Below are 17,815 nucleotides of genomic sequence, written 5' to 3' on the forward strand. Positions count from 1 at the left end.
CGACCTGACAATCCATTAACGGATGCCAAAATCAATCACAATTGGCACTGGCTTATCAAACACCCTGTTGAGTTCTCAAAGAACAAACACACACCAAGAAACTGGCTCGTTTCCGAGCCCGTATCCTAGGGCTTTGTTTAGCTCCCGTGTCCGGCGCTTCCGCGCTGGGCACTTTTACTACGTTACCCGGTCCTTTCGGCGTTGTCAACCCGGTGTTTCCCGGTTTGTCATGCCTTGGGCGGGTCCCCCGTCTGCGGGCGCGCAGCAGTCAACCTGCCGAACTCTCGCTTCAAGGGATTTGGTAGGCCGTCCGCTGCGGCTTTCGCCGCCCCGCGCCCGGTGCCCTACCGACTCGCAAAGCTTACCCCGTCGGTTTCGCCTCACCAAATCGACCCGTTGTCCGGATCGTTCCGTGTTGCTCCCGCCGTGCAGAAAGAAAGATACGCAGCCCCCGAGATGATCGTCAAATCGGGGGGCTGCGTCCCGCGTCACATGATCACAAGAGCGGTTCAGGAGACCTGTTCGACGCCGGCGAACGTGCGCTTTCCACGCCGCAGGACGAGGAAACGCCCGTGCAGCAAGGCGTCGGCGGGCACCGTGGCCTCCACATCGGACACTCGCTCGTTGTTCACGTAGGCACCGCCCTCCGTGATCGCCCGCCGTGCCTCGTTGAGGCTGGACACCAGACCGGCGTCCCGGAACAGCGCGGCCACGGTCGGCAGCTCTCCCCGTACCTCGTGCAGACCCGCCTCGGAAAGCGCGGACCGCAACGTGCCCGGCGCGAGATCGGCCAGCGACCCTCGCCCGAACAGTGCCTGACTCGCCGCGAGCACCTGGGCGGTCTCCGCCTCACCGTGCACCAACGTGGTCAGCTCCGCCGCCAACGCCCGTTGTGCCTCGCGCGCTCCCGGCCGCTCGGCGGTCGCCCGTTCGAGCTCCTCGATCTCGGCGTGCGGGCGGAAGCTGAAGTAGCGCAGGTAGGACGTGACGTCCCGGTCGTCGGTGTTGAGCCAGAACTGGTAGAAGGCGTACGGGCTGGTCATCGAACCGTCGAGCCAGACCGACCCACCCTCGCTCTTGCCGAACTTGGTGCCGTCGGCCTTGGTGATCAGCGGCGTCACGAAGGCGTGCACCGACCCACCACCCCGCCGCCGGATGTAGTCGACCCCCGCGGTGATGTTGCCCCACTGGTCGGAGCCGCCGAACTGCAGCGTGCACCCGTGCCGCAGGTGGAGCTCGTAGAAGTCGTGCGACTGGAGCAGCTGGTAGGCGAACTCGGTGAAGCTGATGCCCGTCTCCAGACGCGCCTTGACCACCTCGCGGGCCAGCATCCGGTTGACCGGGAAGTGCTTGCCCACGTCGCGCAGGAAGCTGATGGCCGACATCGGCCCTGTCCAGTCGAGGTTGTTGACCAGCGTCGCCGCGTTGTCACCCTCGTAGGTGACGAACGGCCGCACCTGCTCCCGGATCTTGTCGACCCACCCGGCGATCACCTCGGGCGGGTTCAAGGTGCGCTCGCTGCTCTCGCGGGGGTCACCGATCTGCCCGGTGGCACCGCCCACGAGCAGCAGCGGACGGTGCCCGGCGAGCTGCAACCGGCGCGCGGTGAGCACCTGCATCAGGTGACCGAGATGCAGGCTCGGCGCCGTCGGGTCGAAACCGACATAGAACGTCACCTGCCCCGAGTCCAGATGCTTGCGCAGGTCGTCGAGGTCGGTGGAGTCCTGCAGCAGGCCTCGCCACAGCAGGTCGTCGATGAATTCGCTCACGCTGCGATTCTCTCGCACCGGTCCGCGGTGCTCACACCCGGTTTACTGCACGGAGAGCACGTCGACGACGAACCGCAGCGCCCCTGCGGGGTAGCCGGCCGGGGGCTTCTCCCCGTACGCCATCGTCGCCGGGATGTCGAGCTGCACCCGGCTGCCCTGCTTGACGCCGAGCAGGCCCTTGTCCCAGCCCTGGATGACGCTGCCGGAGCCGAGCTGCACCGGGAACGGCTGTCCGCTGTTCCAGGAGGCGTCGAACTCCTTGCCGTCGGCGTAGGTGACACCCACGTAGTTGACGGTCACCGTCTGCCCGTTCTGCGCGGCGGGACCCTTGCCCTCGATGATCGGCGTCACCTTGAGCGTGGTGACGGTGCCCTCGCCTGCTTTGACCTCAGGCTTGGTCTTGAGCGCCGGGTCGACGTCGGCCGGAACGCCGCCGGCCTGCGCCGGAGCGGTCGCCGTCGGAGCAGAGCTGGGCTGCGACGCCGTCGACTTGTCGTCGTCGCCGCCCCGGACGAACAACACGATCGCCACGACGATGGCGACGACAGCCAGACCCGCGAGCGCGATCGCCAACTGCTGGCGGCGCTTCTTGGCCTTCGCCGCACGCGCCTCGGCGGCCAGCCGCGCGGCCTTGGCAGCAGCCCGCCGCTCGTTCTTCGTCTCGGCAATCCGGTTGCTCACGGTGATGTAATCCTCACAGCTGGTGTCCGGCCGGCCCGGACCGCTCCACACACGGTACCGGCGCCGACTGCGCACCGGTACGGCCAAAACCGGCCAAGTCCGAATGAGAATCCAACCTGTCCCAACAGTCACTTCGAAAGCCCGTCCCGGGGCTCACGATGGTCCGGATCGCTGCTGGCACGATCCCAAGAATCACCGCATCGCTGTCCCGGGTCCGCGGTGGTCCGGACCGTTGCTCCCGCGGAGACCGCTCCGCTTCGCTGCGCTGCCGGGTCCGCGGGGCCTCCGAACCGCGCGAATCGCGGTCGTCGACGGCGAGGTCGCCCCTCGCGGGCGCCGAGTGCGGTCGGAGTTCCGAGCCGCACATGATCGATGGCGCGCCCTCGATCTGCCGGATCTTCCGGCCAGGCGCGACCCCGAGCCGCGGTCAGGATTGGGTGGCAGGCAGTTGTGGTCGGGATTCGGCCGGCGAACCCCAGGCCCGCAGCGCCCAGCGGCGGGCCAGGACGATGGAAACCGCCAGGATGGCGCCGAACAGGCCACATTCGATGGCCAGCACCGGGAGGGCGTTGCTGTAGTTGACCGTCGACGCGAAGGCCATCGTCAGTGGCGTCGCGATCGCGCCGGCCAGGGGCAAAAGCAAGGCCATCGCCAGAACAGTCTGGGGCATCGCCGGTAGGTGGCGCAGCCGGAACCAGACCGTCAGCAGGGACGACGCGAGGACCAGCGCGGTCAGGACGGCGTACGTCGCGACCACCGCGCCCAGGTCCGGCTGGTCCGACGGCGGCCGCATCGGGACCGGGATGTAGCCATAGAGGAGCCCGTAGGCGAACGCCAGCCCGGGCAGCGCGCCCACCAGCGCCGTGAGCAGCAGGCGGTCGAACTCGTAGGGCACCCGGTCGACGCCGGCCTCGTCGGCCAGCCGGGCCGCGAAGCCGCGCACGTCCGTGCCGACCAGCTCGGACGCGGCGACGCCCTCGGACGCCGCCGCGGTCAGGTCGTCGCGCAGGTCGCGGCTCAGTCGGGCCGCGTCGGCGCCGCGGACGTGCAGGCGCCGCCACTCGCGCTCGGCGGAGCGGACCGTCTGGTCGATCGTCCACTGCTGGGACTCATTCAAGGCCGCCTCCAGGTGTGTCTGCGAGGGTCGAGTTGACGGTGGTGACGAAGCTCTGCCACTGCTGCCGCCAGGCGACCAGCCGGTTGTGGCCGGCCGGGGTGACCTTGTAGACCTTGCGGCGCGGACCGCTCGGGCTCTCCTGCACCTCGTCTTCGACCAGGCCGAGCCGGCGCATGCGGGTCAGCAGCGGATAGACCGTGCCGTAGCCGCCCGCGTCCAGGCCCGCCTCGTCGAGGCGGCGGACGAGCTCGTAGCCGTGCGCGGGCTCCTTGGCCAGGAGCGCCAGCATGCACATGTCGAGGGCGCCGCGCAGCAGTTGCGTTTGCCGTTCGCCGCCCTCGACAGGTGTCATGCGAGACATATTAGTGAGGGCTATTAGGTGTCGTCAAATACCGGCGACCCGGGAGCAGCAGGCCGGCGAGCGCCGCCGCGCCAACCACCGCGGCACCGACCAGCACCGCGGGGACCAGGCCATCCACATAGGACGTGCCGCTGGTGTAGCTGCCCTGGCTCGCGAAGACCGAGGCCAGTGCCGCGACGCCGACCGCGACGCCGAACTCCCGCACCATGTTGAGTGTTCCGGAGGCCATCCCCTCCGAACCCGCCTCGACGCTGCCCAGCGCCACCGTGCTCAGCGGGGCGAAGGTCAGGCCCATGCCGAGGCCGGCGAGCACGAAGGCCGGCACCAGCGATCCGTAGCCGACGTCGACCGTCGACGACAGCGCGATCCAGAGCAGGCCGGCACCGAGCAGCACCTGGCCGAGCACGATCAGCACCCGGCTGCCGACCCGGCCGACCAGCAGACCCGCAAGAGGGGCCGCCACCATCGGGGCCGCGGTCCACGGCAGCGTGCGCACCCCCGAGCCGAACGGGCCGAGACCCTGGACCACCTGGAAGAACTGGGCGAGCAGGAACACGGAGCCGAAGGCGCCGACGGAGAACAGGAACGCCACCACGTTGACGACCGAGAAGCCGCGCGAGCGGAACAGGCGGGGCGGCAGCATCGGCTCCGGAGCGCGGCGCTCCCAGGCCACGAAGGCGACCAGCAACAGGAAGCCGCCGACCAGCGTGCCGAGCACCGACAGTGAGGTCCAGCCGTCGTCCGAGCCGTGCACCACGCCCCAGATCAGGCCGAACATGCCGAGCGAGACCAGCACCAGGCCGAGCGGGTCCAGTCGCTTGGCGCTCCCCCGCGACTCGGTCAGCACGAGCCACACCACCACGACGGCCAGCACGCCGATCGGCACGTTGAGCCAGAAGATCCAGGTCCAGTGCAGGCCCTCGGCGACCGCGCCGCCGACCACCGGGCCGACGGCGACGCCAAGGCCGCTGATCCCGCCCCAGATGCCGATCGCGGCGTTGCGCATCTTCTCGGGTACGGCCGCCGCCAGCAGGGTCAGCGACAGCGGCATCACCATGGCGCCGCCGACGCCCTGCACCGCGCGGGCGGTGGTGAGCATCCAGGGCTCGGTCGCCAGCGCGCACGCCGCCGACGCGAACGTGAACAGGGCAATGCCGAGAACGAAGAGCCGGCGCCGGCCCACCCGGTCGCCGATCGCCGCGGCGGTGAGCAGCAGGGCCGCGAACGGCAGCGTGTACGCGTTGACGAACCAGGACAGATCGCTCAGCGATGCCCCGATCTCGGTCTTGATCACCGGCAGCGCCGTGGTCACGACCAGGTTGTCCAGCGTGACCATGAACATCGGCACGCCGACCGCGACCAGGACCCAGGCCAGCGACCGGGACCTCGGCCGGGCTGCTCCCGGCCCGGCGGCCACGGGTGTGGCGGTAGTGGTCATGGTGGTCCCCCCTTGTTGTTATCGACTGATAACTTCGAAAGTAGTTATCGACTGATAACCTGTCAACAGGAGAAGTGAGGAGCGCACCAGTGACACGCACCCGGCTCACGGCCGCCGAGCGCAGCGAGCAGCTGATCGACGCGGCGATCACCGCGTTCGCCAAGGGCGGCTACGCCGGCACCACCACCGACGACGTGGCCCGGCTGGCGGGGGTCTCCCAGCCGTACGTCATCCGGCTCTTCGGCTCGAAGCACGCCCTGTTCATCACGGTGATCACCCACGTGAGCGACCGGATCCAGCAGGTCTTCCGGGACGCCGCACCGGTCGAGAACGCGCAGCTCGCCGACCTGGCGGACGGGTTCGACCGGCTGCTGGCCCAGCGCTACCTGCTGCCGGTGCTGCTGCACGGCTTCGCCGCGGCCAACGCCGACGAGGAGATCGGCCGCACGGCCCGCACCTGCTACGGCGACATCTTCACCCTGGTGCGCGACCTGACCGGCGCCTCGGCCGAAGAGGCGGTCGACTTCATCTCCAAGGGCATGCTGCTGACCGTGCTCGCCTCGATGCGGGTCATCGGCCCCGACCCGGTGGAGCAGACTCCCTGGATGACCGAGATGATCAGCAGCTTCGGCCATCCGGACCACCACGCACACGGAAAGGACCCCGCTCAACGCGCGGAGCGTTGACCAGGGTCCCTTCGTCGCGCGAGGTCAGAGCACGGGCATCGGGACCCCGGGGCTCTCGTTCCACAGCCGGTCGAGCGCGGTCACGACGTACGTGTAACGCTGCCCCGGCTGCGCAGTGCTGTCCACGAAGGACTGGGAACCGCGCACCGTGCCGAGCAGGTGGTCGGCGTCGGCCCGGTCGCATCCGGTCGGCACGCGGATCCCGTTGAACCGGTAGACCGCGTACCCGGTGGCCTCGCCGAACGGCCCGACCCCGTTGGCCGGCTGCCGCCATTGCAGGGTGACCGCCCCCGCGCTGTCTCGGCGGGCCGACGTGACGACCGGGAACAGCAGCGGCTGGGCCGGCAGGTGGCTCATCGTCGGCACGAGCGCCGGGCGGGAGTAGTGCTCGGCGGCGTAGATGTCGGTCGCGCCGAGCTTGTTGGCCCGCACCTGCACCGCGCTGAAGTGCACGTGGCCGGAGACGTTGTAGTCCTTCGCGAACGCCAGGTGGTCGGTCATCTCGCGGGGATCGTTCCAGTTGGTGTCGGCGTTGGCGGCGATCTTGTAGTCGGCCTCGCCGATGTAGAGGTGGACCTTGGTCCCACTGACCACATCGGACCACCACGGGATCAGCTTGGCGTAGTCGGCGACCGTGAAACCGATGCTCCAGTAGATCTGCGGCACGATGTAGTCGATCCACTCCTCCTTGACCCACTTGCGGGTGTCGGCGGAGATGATGTCGTACGACTGCGAGCCGGCCGTGTCGGAGCCCAGCGGGTCGGCCGACTTGTTGCGCCAGATGCCGAACGGGCTGATGCCGAACTTCACCCACGGCTTGACCGCCTTGACGGCCGTGCCGAACTCGCGGACCAGCAGGTTGATGTTGTCGCGCCGCCAGTCCGCCTTGTTGGTGAAGCCCCGGTTGTACGCGGCGAACGTCGCGTCGTCGGCGAAGTCCTGGTTGGCCGCGGGGTACGGGTAGAAGTAGTCGTCGAAGTGCACGCCGTCGACGTCGTAGCGGGCGACCGCGTCGAGCATCGCGGTCTGCACGAACGCCCGTACCTCGGGGATGCCGGGGTTGTAGTAGAGCCGGGCGCCGGCCGCGTTGATCGGGTAGGGCACCACCCAGTCGGGGTGCTGCCGCACCGGGTGGTTGGGCGCGAGCTTGTTGATGTCGACGCCGGCGCCGTCGGGCATCGACACGCGGTACGGGTTCATCCAGGCGTGGAACTCGAGGTTGCGCTTGTGCGCCTCGTCGATCACGAAGGCGAGCGGGTCCCAGCCCGGGTCCTGGCCGCGCACGCCGGTGAGGAACTCCGACCAGGGCTCGTGCGGCGAGGGCCAGAACGCGTCGGCGGTCGGGCGGACCTGAACGATGACCGCGTTGTGGTTGAGCCGCTGGGCCAGGTCGAGCCAGCCGAGGTATTCGGCCTTCTGCGCGGCGATCCGGTCGGGCGCGGTCTGCGACGCCTTGGTCGGCCAGTCGATGTTGACCACCGACGAGATCCACATCGCGCGGAACTGCCGCTTCGGCGCGGCCGGGTTGGTGACACACGTCGCGGAGCCCGTGGTCAGGGCCGCGGACGCCGGCGTGGGCGCGACGACGGCCAGCAAGGAAAGGGTCAACGTCGCGGCGCCCAACGCCGCGCCGAGTCTGCGAGCCACCATGCGCGCGTACCTCCGTGAAGATTTCCGTCATCAGGTCTGTCGCACTGAAGGAAATCTTCAGGCCCAGACGGATCGAAAGCAAGACCTTCGTGGATGTCCGTCCAGGATAGGTGGTGTCAGCGAGTCATTCGCCGCGTTTGCGTGGCACGTGACGCCGGTAGGTGCTGACCGTCGGGTCGTCGGCGATCCAGAACCGCCACTCGAGGTCGTGCGCGCCGGTGACACCGACCCGCGGGCCGGCCACGATCGCGGCGCGCGGCACGCACGCGGTGCCCCAGGACAGCCGCACCGGACTGGCCGGGTCGAACAGGTCGAGCCCGTACGCCGAGCGGTCGATGCCGAGGGCCGAGCAGAGCCGGGCGGGGCCGCGGGCCAGGTCGACGTCACGCCGGACCGCGGTGCGCCTGGCCCGGGCGGCGTCGAGGCCCGAGACCACCTCGCCGGCCCGCAGCAGCACGGCCGAGGCCAGCCCGGGCGGCCCGGTGACGACGTTCATGCACCAGTGCATGCCGTAGGTGAAGTAGACGTAGGAGAACCCGGCCGGCCCGAACATCACGGCGTTGCGGTTGGTGCGACCCCGGTGGGCGTGCGAGGCGGGGTCCTCCCCGGTGCCCGCGTACGCCTCGACCTCGGTCAGCCGGACCGTGACCCCACCCGCGGTCAGGTGACAGCCGAGCAGGTCGCGCGCGGCCTGTTCGCCACCCCTGGTCAGCACGTCTCGCAGATCTTTCACCAGCCGATCAGATCACAGCGCCCTCGTCACCGACCGGGCGCGACGAGCTCCACGCGCAGGCCGGCTTCGTCGCGCAGGACGATCGCGGAAGTGTGATCGGCGCGCTTCCAGCGCTCCCGCCAGCAGACACCAGGCACCGACAAGGGCGATGCGGTACGACGCGTCGGTGAAAACGACGGCGACGCCGAAAAGGATCAAGAGGCCGACGACCACGCCGAGGATCTGGCTGACCGAGGACGCGCGGTCGGGGTCGCGTGCCCGCAGCCGAGCGAGGCTGCGCACACCGGCGACGACTCCCGCCGCGGTCAGTGCGAGGACCGCCGCCGGCCGGAACGCCACGCCGGCGCTGCGCAGCACGTAGTCCTGCGCCGAGTAGCCCAGCAGCCGCTGGTCGACGCCGAACTGGCCGAACAGGGCACCGGTGCGCACCCACCCGAAGTAGTAGAGCAGCCCGGTCACCGCGGCCATCGGCGCCAGGGCCGCCGCGAGGGTCTCGGCGGCCTGGCGGAGGGCCGACGACGGTTCCGGGGCGGGCGACCTGGGTGGGGCGGTCATCAGCGGATCGCGACCCGTCGTGGTCGCGCCAATCGTCAGCGGCCGATCGCGAGGCAGCGGGCGTGCCAGTAGTTGGCGGCGGCGTCGGTCGAGGCCCACTCGTAGTCGGTCAGCGCCCGCAACCGGAGGAGGGGTCAGCGGGCAGGCCGGTAAGTCGGTCGACGCGGTCGTCGGTGGGCGCCAGCGTTCGACGCTCCGCGGCGACGGCCCGGTCGAGGTAGCCGGCTATGTCGTGCGGCTGTTGTTCGTCCGGCGACACCGACGGACAACCGACGACGGCGACCCCGGGGATCTCCGACGGGTCCTGCGACTCGGCGTGGCCCGCCGCGACCGCGACGAGAACCGCGGCGCAGCTGAGCAACACGACCAGGATCAATCGGAGGACGCGCTTCGAGGGACGCGGAAGCGACCGCGTGCGTCCCTCGAAGTCGGTCATGTCCGACATTGTGGCAACGCCGGTGGTGGCCGGCCACAAGGTCACCCGAACGGCGACACCGTGGTCAGCGCGGGACGACGCGCTGCGCCGTCCACTCTCGCCAGCCCTCCAGCTTGTCCTGCACCGACGCCAGCTGGTCCGCGACCGGGCCTGGGCCGGTCGAGCCCGGAGTCGTGCGCGAGGCCAGCGCCGACTCGACCGTCAGCACCTGCCGCACCTCCGGCGTCAGCAGCGGGCTGACGCCTTGCAGGTCCGCGTCGGAGAGCTCGTCCAGCGCGCAGTCCCGCGCCTCGCACAGCGACACCAGCTTGCCCGTGATCTCGTGCGCGTCACGGAACGGCACGTGCTTGCGGACCAGCCAGTCGGCCACCTCGGTGGCCAGCGTGAAGCCGACCGGGGCAGCGGCGGCGAGGCGGTCCGTGCGGACCGTCATCGTCGCGATCATTCCCGCCAGCGCCGGCAGCAGCAGCTCCAGCGTGTCGACCGCGTCGAAGACCGGCTCCTTGTCCTCCTGCATGTCCCGGTCGTACGTCAGCGGCAGGCCCTTGAGCATCGTCAGCACCGCGACCAGACCGCCGACCAGCCGGCCCGACTTGCCCCGGGCCAGCTCGGCGATGTCCGCGTTCTTCTTCTGCGGCATGATCGACGAGCCGGTGGCGAACGCGTCGTCGAGCTCGACCCAGCCGAACTCCTGCGAGGTCCACATCACGACCTCCTCGCCGAGCCTAGACAGGTGCACCCCGGCCAGCGCGGTGATGAACAGGAACTCCGCGGCGAAGTCGCGATCGGCCACGGCATCCATCGAGTTGGCCGCCGACGTGGTGAAGCCGAGCTCCTTGGCCACCACCACCGGGTCCAGCGGCAGCGACGAGCCGGCCAGCGCGCCGGAGCCCAGCGGCGAGATCGCCGTGCGCTTGTCCCAGTCGCGCAGCCGGTCGAGGTCGCGCAGCAGCGGCTGCACGTGCGCCAGCAGCCAGTGCCCGAAGGTCACCGGCTGCGCGTGCTGCACGTGCGTCATGCCCGGCGCCGGGGTCTCGACGTGCTGCGCCGCCTGTGAGACCAGGGCGTCGGCCAGCTCGACGAGCCGGGCGGCCACTCCGCGCGCGTGGTCGCGCAGATAGAGCCGCAGGTCCGTCGCGACCTGGTCGTTGCGGGACCGGCCGGCGCGCAGCTTGCCACCGAGCGTGCCGAGGCGCTCCAGCAGGCCGCGCTCCAGCGCGGTGTGCACGTCCTCGTCCTCGACCGTCGGCCGGAACGACCCGGAGGCGCAGGCCGCCTCCAGGTCGTCTAGCGCGGCCAGCATCTGGCCCAGCTCCTCCGCGTCGAGCAGACCCGCGTGGGCGAGCACCCGGGCGTGCGCCCGCGACCCCGCCAGGTCGTAGGGGGCGAGGCGCCAGTCGAACTGGACGCTCACCGACAGGCGGGCCAGGGCCTCGGCGGGGCCGCCGGCGAACCGGCCGCCCCACAGGCTCGTGCGCGAAACAGACTGATCGGTCACGGACACCATTCTGTCGGTCACGCCGACGGGCCACCCAACCGGGCGTCCCGGGCCGCCGCCATGCGCGACGGCAGGCCCCACAGCTGGACGAAGCCCTTGGCCAGCGACTGGTCGAAGGTGTCGCCGGTGTCGTAGGTGGCCAGGCCGAAGTCGTAGAGCGAGGACTCCGAGCGCCGGCCGGTGACGACCGCGCGACCGCCGTGCAGGGTCAGCCGGATCTCGCCGCTGACGTGCTTCTGGGTGTCCTCGATGAACGCGTTCAGCGAGCCCATGAGCGGCGAGAACCACAGGCCGTCGTACGCGAGCTCCGCCCAGCGCTGGTCGACGCTCTTCTTGAAGCGGGCCACGTCGCGCTCGACGGTGACGGCCTCCAGCTCCTGGTGGGCGGTGATCAACGCGATCGCGCCCGGAGCCTCGTACACCTCGCGGCTCTTGATGCCGACCAGCCGGTCCTCGACCATGTCGAGCCGGCCGATGCCCTGCGCACCGGCACGCCGGTTGAGCTCGGCGACGGCCTGGAACGGGGTCACGGTCTCGCCGTCGATCGCTACGGGCACGCCGGCGTCGAAGGTGATCACGACCTCGTCGGCGTCGCGCGGCTCGGCCGGGTTCGCCGTGTACGAGTACACGTCCTCGATCGGGCCGTTCCAGATGTCCTCCAGGAAGCCCGTCTCGACGGCGCGGCCCCACAGGTTCTGGTCGATGGAGTACGGGGACTTCGCCGACACGTCGATCGGCAGGCCCTTCTCCTCGGCGTACGCGATCGCCTTGTCCCGGGTCCAGGCGAAGTCCCGGGCCGGCGCGACCACCTTGAGGTCCGGCGCGAGCGCGCCCAGGCCGACCTCGAAGCGCACCTGGTCGTTGCCCTTGCCGGTGCACCCGTGCGACACGATCGTGCCGCCGTGCTGGCGCGCCGCGGCGACCAGGTGCTTGACGATCAGCGGCCGGGACAGCGCCGAGACCAGCGGGTAGCGGTCCATGTAGAGCGCGTTGGCGCGGATCGCCGGCAGGCAGTAGTCGGCCGCGAACTCGTCGCGGGCGTCGACCACCTCGGACTCGACCGCACCGCAGTCGATCGCCCGCTGGCGGATGACGGCCATGTCCTCGCCGCCCTGGCCGACGTCGACCGCGACCGCGATGACCTCGGCACCGGTCTTCTCGGCGAGGTACGGAATGGCGACGGAGGTGTCGAGGCCTCCGGAATATGCGAGGACGACGCGCTCGGTCATCAGTTGCTCCCTTCGAGTGGTTCTCCGGCCCAGCCGGAAAGCTTGTCGGCCAGTGCCGCGCCGCCCATGGCATCGCGGGACACGACGAGGATGGTGTCGTCGCCGGCGATGGTGCCGACGACTTCGGGCAGGCCGGTGCGGTCCAGCGCGCTGGCCAGGAACTGCGCGGCGCCCGGCGGGGTGCGCAGCACGGCGATGTTGCCGCTCGCGTCGACACCCGTGAGCAGCTCGCGGAGCAGCCGGATCAGCTTCGCCGAGGCGGTCTCCGCGTCCCGCAGCGGGCGCACGCCGTCCTCCGGGATCACGTACACGGCCGGCCCGTCGGCTCCGCGCACCTTGACCGCGCGCAGCTCCTCGAGGTCGCGGGACAGCGTGGCCTGGGTGACGACGAGGCCGTCGCCCGCGAGCAGCTCGGCGAGCTCGGTCTGCGACCGGATCGCCTTGGCGCGGATCAGGTCGACGATCCGGGCGTGCCGCGCCGCGCGGGTAACCGGAGAAGTCATGCCGACTCCTCGATCAGGTACGCCAGCAGCGCCTTCTGTGCGTGGAGCCGGTTCTCCGCCTGGTCGAGCACCGCGCTCTGGGTGCCGTCGAGCACCTCGTCGGTGATCTCGTCGCCCCGGTGGGCCGGCAGGCAGTGCAGCACGACGGCGTGCGTGGCGGCCTCGGCGACCAGGTCGGCGTCGATCCGGTACGGCAGGAACGGCGTCGTCCGGTCGTGGCCGTCCTCCTCCTGGCCCATCGAGGTCCAGGTGTCGGTGGCCACGACGTCGGCGCCACGCACGGCCACGTACGGGTCGGTCATCGTGCGCACCGAGCCACCGGTCTTCGCGGCGATCTCGGTGGCGCGTTCGAGCACGGCCGGGTCCGGCGTGTGCGCGTCCGGGCCGGCGACCCGCACGTGCATGCCGGCGGTGGCCCCGGCCAGCAGGTACGAGTGGGACATGTTGTTGGCCGTGTCGCCCAGGTAGGCCAGCACCCGGCCCTGCGTGCCGCCGCACCGCTCGCGCACGGTCAGCAGGTCCGCGAGCAGCTGGCAGGGGTGGAAGCCGTCGGTGAGCGCGTTGACCACCGGCACCGTCGCACCGGACGCGAGCTCGGCGAGGTGGCTGTCGGCGAACGTCCGCACCACGATGGCGGAGACGTAGCGGGACAGCACCCGGCCGGTGTCCGCCGCGGTCTCGCCCCGGCCGGCGTGCGTGCCGCCGCTGTCGACCACGATCGGGTTGCCGCCGAGTTCCGCGATGCCGGCCGCGAACGACACGCGCGTACGCAGGCTCTGCTTGTCGAACAGCACGGCCACCGAGCGCGGACCCTCCAGGGTCCGGTACTTGAAGCGGTCGGCCTTCATCGCGGCGGCGAGGTCGAGCACGGCCGACTGCTCGGCCGGGGACAGGTCGTCGTCACGGAGGAAATGCCGGGGGTTCATGGGAGCACCTTGGCTAGGGCCGCGACGAAGGCATCGGCCTGGTCGGCGGTCAGGATCAGGGGTGGCGCCAGCCGGATCACGCCGGGCTGGACGGGGTTGACCAGGAAGCCGGCGTCACGCAGGCGTCCGGCGACATCGCCGGACACCGCGTCGGTCAGCACGATGCCGAGCAGCAGGCCGGCGCCGCGCACCTCGCCGACCAAGGGGTGGTCGAGCGCCTCGATGCCGCGGCGCAGCCGCTCGCCGACCCGCTTGACCGAGTCGAGCAGGCCCTCGTTGGCGATCGTGCCGATGACCGCGAGGGCGGCCGCGCAGCTGACCGGGTTGCCCCCGAACGTGGTGCCGTGCAGGCCGGGCGCGAGCAGGTCGCCGGCCGCGCCGAACGCGACGCAGGCGCCGATCGGCAGCCCGCCGCCGAGGCCCTTGGCCAGCGTGATGACGTCGGGCTCGACGCCGTCGGCCTGGTGCGCGAACCAGTGCCCGGTGCGGCCGATGCCGGTCTGCACCTCGTCGAGCACCAGCAGCGCGCCGTGCTTCGTGGTGATCTCCCGGGCCGCGGCCAGGTAGCCGGGCGGCGGGACGACCACGCCGTTCTCGCCCTGGATCGGCTCCAGGATGACCATCGCCGTCTCGGCGGTGACGGCGTCGGCCAGCGCGGCGACGTCGCCGTAGGGCACGTGGGTGACCTCGCCGGGCAGCGGGCGGAACGGGTCGACCTTGGTGGGTTGCCCGGTCAGGGCCAGCGCGCCCATCGTGCGGCCGTGGAAGCCGCCGACGGTGGCCACCACGTGGCCGCGGCCGGTCAGCCGCGACAGCTTGAACGCCGCCTCGTTGGCCTCCGCGCCCGAGTTGCTGAAGAACACCCGGCCTGGCCGTCCGGCCAGCGCCAGCAGCAGCTCGGCCAGCGCGACCGGCGGCTCGGCGACGTAGAGGTTGGAGACGTGGCCGAGCGTGCCGATCTGCCGGCTGACCGCCTCGACGACCGCGGGGTGCGCGTGCCCGAGGGCGTTGACCGCGATCCCGCCGAGCATGTCGACATAGGACTTTCCGGCCTCGTCGGTGAGCACCGCGCCGTTGCCGCGCACGAGTGCCAGCGGAGGGGTCCCGTAGTTGTCCATCATGGACCGCTGCCAGCGGTCGACCAGAGTCATGACGCGTCCACCACCATGGTTCCGAAACCCTCCGACGTGAACACTTCGAGCAACGTGGAGTGGGCGACCCGACCGTCGACCACGTGCGCGGCGGGCACCCCGCCGCGCACCGCGCGCAGGCACGCCTCCATCTTCGGCACCATGCCCGCGGCGAGCGTCGGAAGCAGGGCTTCGAGGTCGGTGGCGGTGATCTGGGAGACCAGGCTGGCGGTGTCGGGCCAGTCGGCGTAGAGGCCGGGCACGTCGGTGAGCACGACCAGCTTGCGCGCTTCGAGCGCGATGGCCAAGGCGGACGCCGCGGTGTCGGCGTTGAGGTTGTGCAGCACGCCGTCGGCGTCCGGCGCGACGGTGGAGATGACCGGGATCCGGCCGGCGGCGATCAGGTCGTCGACCGCGGAGGTGTCGACCGTGGCCACGTCGCCGACCTGGCCCACGTCGACCGCCTCGCCGTCGACGAAGGCCGGACGACGCACGGCGGTGAACAGCCGGGCGTCCTCGCCGGAGAGCCCGACCGCGTACGGGCCGTGCTCGTTGATCAGCCCGACGAGCTCGCGCCCGACCTGCCCGACCAGCACCATCCGCACGACGTCCATCGCCTCGGGCGTGGTGACCCGCAGGCCGCCGCGGAACTCGGTGACGATGCCGAGCCTGGCCAGCATCGCGGAGATCTGGGGCCCGCCGCCGTGCACGACGACCGGCTTGAGGCCGGCGTAGCGGAGGAACACCATGTCGGCCGCGAACGCCCGCTGGAGCTCGGGGTCGACCATCGCGTTGCCGCCGTACTTGACCACGACGGTCGCGCCGTGGAACCTGGCCAGCCACGGCAGCGCCTCGATCAGCGTGGCCGCCTTGACCTGCGCGTCACTGAGGTCGCGGGAGAGCGAAGCCGTCATGTCGAGTACGCCGAGTTCTCGTGCACGTAGCCGTGCGACAGGTCGTTGGTCCAGATCGTCGCCGACGCCTCGCCGGCGTGCAACGCCACGCGAACGGTCACGTCGCGCCCGGTGAGGTCCACTTTGGAGCGGTCCTCGGCCGCCGCGCCCGAGCGGCAGACCCAGACCCCGTTGACCGCGACGTCGAGCTCCTCCGGCGCGAAGGCGGCGGACGTCGTGCCGACCGCCGCCAGGATCCGGCCCCAGTTGGGGTCGTTGCCGAACAGCGCGGTCTTGACCAGGTTGTTGCGGGCGATCGACCGCCCGACCTCGACCGCGTCGTCCTCGGACGCGGCGCTGGTCACCTCGATCGCCACCTTCTTGGTCGCGCCCTCGGCGTCGTCGACGAGCTGCTCGCACAGGTCGCGGCAGGCCGCGGTGACGGCCTCGGTCAGCTCGTGCGTCGAGGGGGACACCCCCGACGCCCCGCTGGCCAGCAGCAGCACGGTGTCGTTGGTGGACATCGCGCCGTCGGAGTCGACCCGGTCGAAGGTGAGCCGGGTGGCCGCGCGCAGCGCCACGTCGAGCGTCCGGGCGTCGGCGACGGCGTCGGTGGTCAGCACGCAGAGCATGGTGGCCAGCCCGGGTGCCAGCATGCCGGAGCCCTTGGCCATCCCACCGACGGTCCACCCACCGCCGGAGACCACAGTGGACTTCGGCTTGGTGTCGGTGGTCATGATGGCCCGCGCCGCCGCGTCGCCGCCGTCGGCCGCCAGCGCGCCAAGGGCCGCGGTCACGCCCGGCAGCAGCTTGTCCATCGGCAGCCGCTCGCCGATCAGCCCCGTGGAGCAGACCGCGACCTCGCCCGCCCCGATCTCCAGGGCCGCCGCGACGTGCTCGGCGGTGGCGTGGGTGTCCTGGAAGCCGAGCGTGCCAGTGCAGGCGTTGGCACCGCCGGAGTTGAGCACGACCGCGCGCACCACTCCCCCGCGCACGACCTGCTGCGACCAGAGCACGGGCGCGGCCTTGACGCGGTTGGTGGTGAACACCCCGGCCACGGCTGCCGAGGGACCGTCGTTGACGACCAGGGCGACATCGTCGTTGCCGCTGGCCTTGAGCCCGGCGGCGACACCGGACGCGCGAAAACCGCGAGGGGTCGAAACGGTCACGGCATGACTCCAAGGGCGGACAGGCCGGTGGTCTCCGGCAGGCCGAGCATGAGGTTGGCGCACTGCACGGCCTGGCCGGCGGCGCCCTTGCCGAGGTTGTCGAGCGCGCTGACGACGATCACCCGGCCCGAGTCGCGATCGACGGTGGCCTGCAGGTGACAGGCGTTGGAGCCGAGGGTGGCCGCGGTGCGCGGGAACACCCCGGCGGGCAACACCCGGACGAAGGGCTCCCCGGCGTACGCGTCGGCCAGCACCTCGGCGGCGTCGGCGGTGCCGGTCGGCCGGGCGGTGACGGTGGCCAGGATGCCGCGCGGCATGGGAGCGAGCAGCGGCGTGAACGACAGCGACCGCGCCCCGGTGGCCTGCTTGATCTCGGGAACGTGCTGGTGCGCGCCGGTCTTGTAGGTCGACAGGTCGCCCATCACCTCGGTGGCCAGCAGGTGCGGCTTGGCGGCCCGACCGGCGCCGCTGGTGCCGGAGGCGGCCACCACGACCACGTCGTCGGCCTCGACCGCGCCGGCGGCGACCAGCGGCGCGAGCGCCAGCGTGATCGTCGCTGCGTAGCAGCCGGTGTTGGCGACCCGGCTCGCGGCGGCGATCGCGGCCCGCTGACCGGGCAGCTCGGGAAGCCCGTAGGTCCAGGCGCCCGCGTGCGGGCCACCGTAGTAGCTCTCCCAGGCCGCCGCGTCGGTCAGCCGGTGGTCGGCGCCGAGGTCGACGACCTTGACCGACTCGGGCAGCTGGGCCGCCAGGGCCGCCGACTGCCCGTGCGGGAGAGCGAGAAACACCAGGTCCGCGTCGGCCAACTCGGCCGGGTCAGTCGCCGACAGGGTCAGATCGAGGCCCGCGAGCTGCGGGTGGACGGCCGACAGCGCGGAGCCGGCCTGGCTGTGCGCGGTGGCGGCGACGAGGTCGAGCTCCGGGTGCCCGGCGATCAGGCGGACGAGCTCACCGCCCGCGTATCCGCTCGCTCCGGCCACCGCGACCCGGATGCCCATGTGTACCTCCGCATGTCTATGCGGTAAACGCTAGCAGCAGGCG

General features: G+C 71.2%; 18 protein-coding genes. 1 reads left to right on the plus strand and 17 read right to left on the minus strand.

Annotation, left to right across the window (positions count from 1 at the left end):
* Positions 1 to 509: 509 nt before the first annotated feature.
* The 5 genes from tyrS to AB0J88_RS15505 all read right to left on the minus strand — a co-directional run bounded on the left by tyrS (position 510) and on the right by AB0J88_RS15505 (position 5,366).
* Positions 510 to 1,769: a tyrosine--tRNA ligase gene (gene tyrS / locus AB0J88_RS15485; protein WP_364344489.1), complete on the minus strand. Its 1,260-nt coding sequence runs from the start codon at positions 1,767 to 1,769 to the stop codon at positions 510 to 512.
* 42 nt (positions 1,770 to 1,811) lie between these two features.
* Entirely contained in the window at positions 1,812 to 2,450 is a 639-nt protein-coding gene (locus AB0J88_RS15490; protein WP_364344486.1) for an FKBP-type peptidyl-prolyl cis-trans isomerase, read from the minus strand.
* Positions 2,451 to 2,877: 427 nt separating this feature from the next.
* A complete protein-coding gene (locus tag AB0J88_RS15495) occupies positions 2,878 to 3,567 on the minus strand; it encodes a hypothetical protein (RefSeq protein WP_364344483.1) in 690 nt (229 codons plus the stop codon).
* Positions 3,560 to 3,919 (minus strand): PadR family transcriptional regulator, encoded by a 360-nt coding sequence (locus tag AB0J88_RS15500; RefSeq protein ID WP_364344480.1) that lies wholly within the window; start codon positions 3,917 to 3,919, stop codon positions 3,560 to 3,562. The genes AB0J88_RS15495 and AB0J88_RS15500 overlap by 8 nt, the downstream gene beginning before the upstream one ends.
* A gap of 10 nt (positions 3,920 to 3,929) precedes the next feature.
* Positions 3,930 to 5,366 (minus strand): MFS transporter, encoded by a 1,437-nt coding sequence (locus AB0J88_RS15505; RefSeq protein WP_364344478.1) that lies wholly within the window; start codon positions 5,364 to 5,366, stop codon positions 3,930 to 3,932.
* An 89-nt stretch (positions 5,367 to 5,455) separates the two neighbouring features.
* On the opposite strand from AB0J88_RS15505, the gene AB0J88_RS15510 reads away from it, so the two are divergent.
* Positions 5,456 to 6,052: a TetR/AcrR family transcriptional regulator gene (locus AB0J88_RS15510; protein WP_364344475.1), complete on the plus strand. Its 597-nt coding sequence runs from the start codon at positions 5,456 to 5,458 to the stop codon at positions 6,050 to 6,052.
* A gap of 24 nt (positions 6,053 to 6,076) precedes the next feature.
* Here AB0J88_RS15510 and AB0J88_RS15515 read toward each other — a convergent pair whose 3' ends face one another.
* From AB0J88_RS15515 to argC, 12 genes are all read right to left on the minus strand, one after another.
* A complete protein-coding gene (locus AB0J88_RS15515) occupies positions 6,077 to 7,702 on the minus strand; it encodes a family 10 glycosylhydrolase (RefSeq protein ID WP_364344472.1) in 1,626 nt (541 codons plus the stop codon).
* Positions 7,703 to 7,826: 124 nt separating this feature from the next.
* Positions 7,827 to 8,435, minus strand: coding sequence for a DNA-3-methyladenine glycosylase (locus AB0J88_RS15520; protein ID WP_364344469.1), 609 nt, complete (start codon positions 8,433 to 8,435; stop codon positions 7,827 to 7,829).
* 12 nt (positions 8,436 to 8,447) lie between these two features.
* Positions 8,448 to 8,990 carry a hypothetical protein gene (locus AB0J88_RS15525; protein WP_364344466.1) on the minus strand — a complete coding sequence of 181 codons (543 nt, stop codon included), beginning with the start codon at positions 8,988 to 8,990 and terminating at the stop codon, positions 8,448 to 8,450.
* A 109-nt stretch (positions 8,991 to 9,099) separates the two neighbouring features.
* Entirely contained in the window at positions 9,100 to 9,426 is a 327-nt protein-coding gene (locus AB0J88_RS15530) for a hypothetical protein (RefSeq protein WP_364344463.1), read from the minus strand.
* Positions 9,427 to 9,490: 64 nt separating this feature from the next.
* Positions 9,491 to 10,924 (minus strand): argininosuccinate lyase, encoded by a 1,434-nt coding sequence (gene argH, locus AB0J88_RS15535; protein ID WP_364344460.1) that lies wholly within the window; start codon positions 10,922 to 10,924, stop codon positions 9,491 to 9,493.
* A 17-nt stretch (positions 10,925 to 10,941) separates the two neighbouring features.
* Complete coding sequence (locus tag AB0J88_RS15540; RefSeq protein ID WP_364344457.1) at positions 10,942 to 12,153, minus strand: argininosuccinate synthase; 1,212 nt, start codon at positions 12,151 to 12,153, stop codon at positions 10,942 to 10,944.
* Positions 12,153 to 12,656 carry an arginine repressor gene (locus tag AB0J88_RS15545; protein WP_364344454.1) on the minus strand — a complete coding sequence of 168 codons (504 nt, stop codon included), beginning with the start codon at positions 12,654 to 12,656 and terminating at the stop codon, positions 12,153 to 12,155. The genes AB0J88_RS15540 and AB0J88_RS15545 overlap by 1 nt, the downstream gene beginning before the upstream one ends.
* On the minus strand, positions 12,653 to 13,582 hold the full coding sequence (argF, locus tag AB0J88_RS15550; protein ID WP_364344451.1) for an ornithine carbamoyltransferase: 930 nt from the start codon (positions 13,580 to 13,582) through the stop codon (positions 12,653 to 12,655). Before argF ends, AB0J88_RS15545 begins: the two co-directional genes overlap by 4 nt.
* Positions 13,579 to 14,733, minus strand: a complete 1,155-nt coding sequence (locus AB0J88_RS15555) for an acetylornithine transaminase (protein WP_364344448.1) — start codon at positions 14,731 to 14,733, stop codon at positions 13,579 to 13,581. Before AB0J88_RS15555 ends, argF begins: the two co-directional genes overlap by 4 nt.
* The gene (gene argB, locus AB0J88_RS15560; RefSeq protein WP_364344445.1) at positions 14,730 to 15,626 is read right to left on the minus strand and encodes an acetylglutamate kinase; all 897 of its coding nucleotides are present in this window, start codon (positions 15,624 to 15,626) and stop codon (positions 14,730 to 14,732) included. The genes AB0J88_RS15555 and argB overlap by 4 nt, the downstream gene beginning before the upstream one ends.
* On the minus strand, positions 15,623 to 16,774 hold the full coding sequence (gene argJ, locus AB0J88_RS15565) for a bifunctional glutamate N-acetyltransferase/amino-acid acetyltransferase ArgJ (RefSeq protein WP_364344442.1): 1,152 nt from the start codon (positions 16,772 to 16,774) through the stop codon (positions 15,623 to 15,625). Before argJ ends, argB begins: the two co-directional genes overlap by 4 nt.
* On the minus strand, positions 16,771 to 17,772 hold the full coding sequence (gene argC / locus AB0J88_RS15570) for an N-acetyl-gamma-glutamyl-phosphate reductase (protein WP_364344439.1): 1,002 nt from the start codon (positions 17,770 to 17,772) through the stop codon (positions 16,771 to 16,773). The genes argJ and argC overlap by 4 nt, the downstream gene beginning before the upstream one ends.
* Positions 17,773 to 17,815: the final 43 nt, after the last annotated feature.

This window comes from Asanoa sp. NPDC049475 (genome assembly GCF_040676915.1).
In the GTDB taxonomy this organism is placed as follows: Bacteria; Actinomycetota; Actinomycetes; order Mycobacteriales; family Micromonosporaceae; genus Asanoa.

Coding starts and splice junctions, on each gene's coding strand:
- AB0J88_RS15540 (WP_364344457.1), bottom strand. CDS start 12,153: ATGACCGAGCGCGTCGTCCTCGCATATTCCGGAGGCCTCGACACCTCC.
- argB (WP_364344445.1), bottom strand. CDS start 15,626: ATGACGGCTTCGCTCTCCCGCGACCTCAGTGACGCGCAGGTCAAGGCG.
- AB0J88_RS15530 (WP_364344463.1), bottom strand. CDS start 9,426: ATGACCGACTTCGAGGGACGCACGCGGTCGCTTCCGCGTCCCTCGAAG.
- AB0J88_RS15555 (WP_364344448.1), bottom strand. CDS start 14,733: ATGACTCTGGTCGACCGCTGGCAGCGGTCCATGATGGACAACTACGGG.
- argC (WP_364344439.1), bottom strand. CDS start 17,772: ATGGGCATCCGGGTCGCGGTGGCCGGAGCGAGCGGATACGCGGGCGGT.
- AB0J88_RS15500 (WP_364344480.1), bottom strand. CDS start 3,919: ATGACACCTGTCGAGGGCGGCGAACGGCAAACGCAACTGCTGCGCGGC.
- AB0J88_RS15525 (WP_364344466.1), bottom strand. CDS start 8,990: ATGACCGCCCCACCCAGGTCGCCCGCCCCGGAACCGTCGTCGGCCCTC.
- AB0J88_RS15545 (WP_364344454.1), bottom strand. CDS start 12,656: ATGACTTCTCCGGTTACCCGCGCGGCGCGGCACGCCCGGATCGTCGAC.
- AB0J88_RS15515 (WP_364344472.1), bottom strand. CDS start 7,702: ATGGTGGCTCGCAGACTCGGCGCGGCGTTGGGCGCCGCGACGTTGACC.
- AB0J88_RS15505 (WP_364344478.1), bottom strand. CDS start 5,366: ATGACCACTACCGCCACACCCGTGGCCGCCGGGCCGGGAGCAGCCCGG.
- argF (WP_364344451.1), bottom strand. CDS start 13,582: ATGAACCCCCGGCATTTCCTCCGTGACGACGACCTGTCCCCGGCCGAG.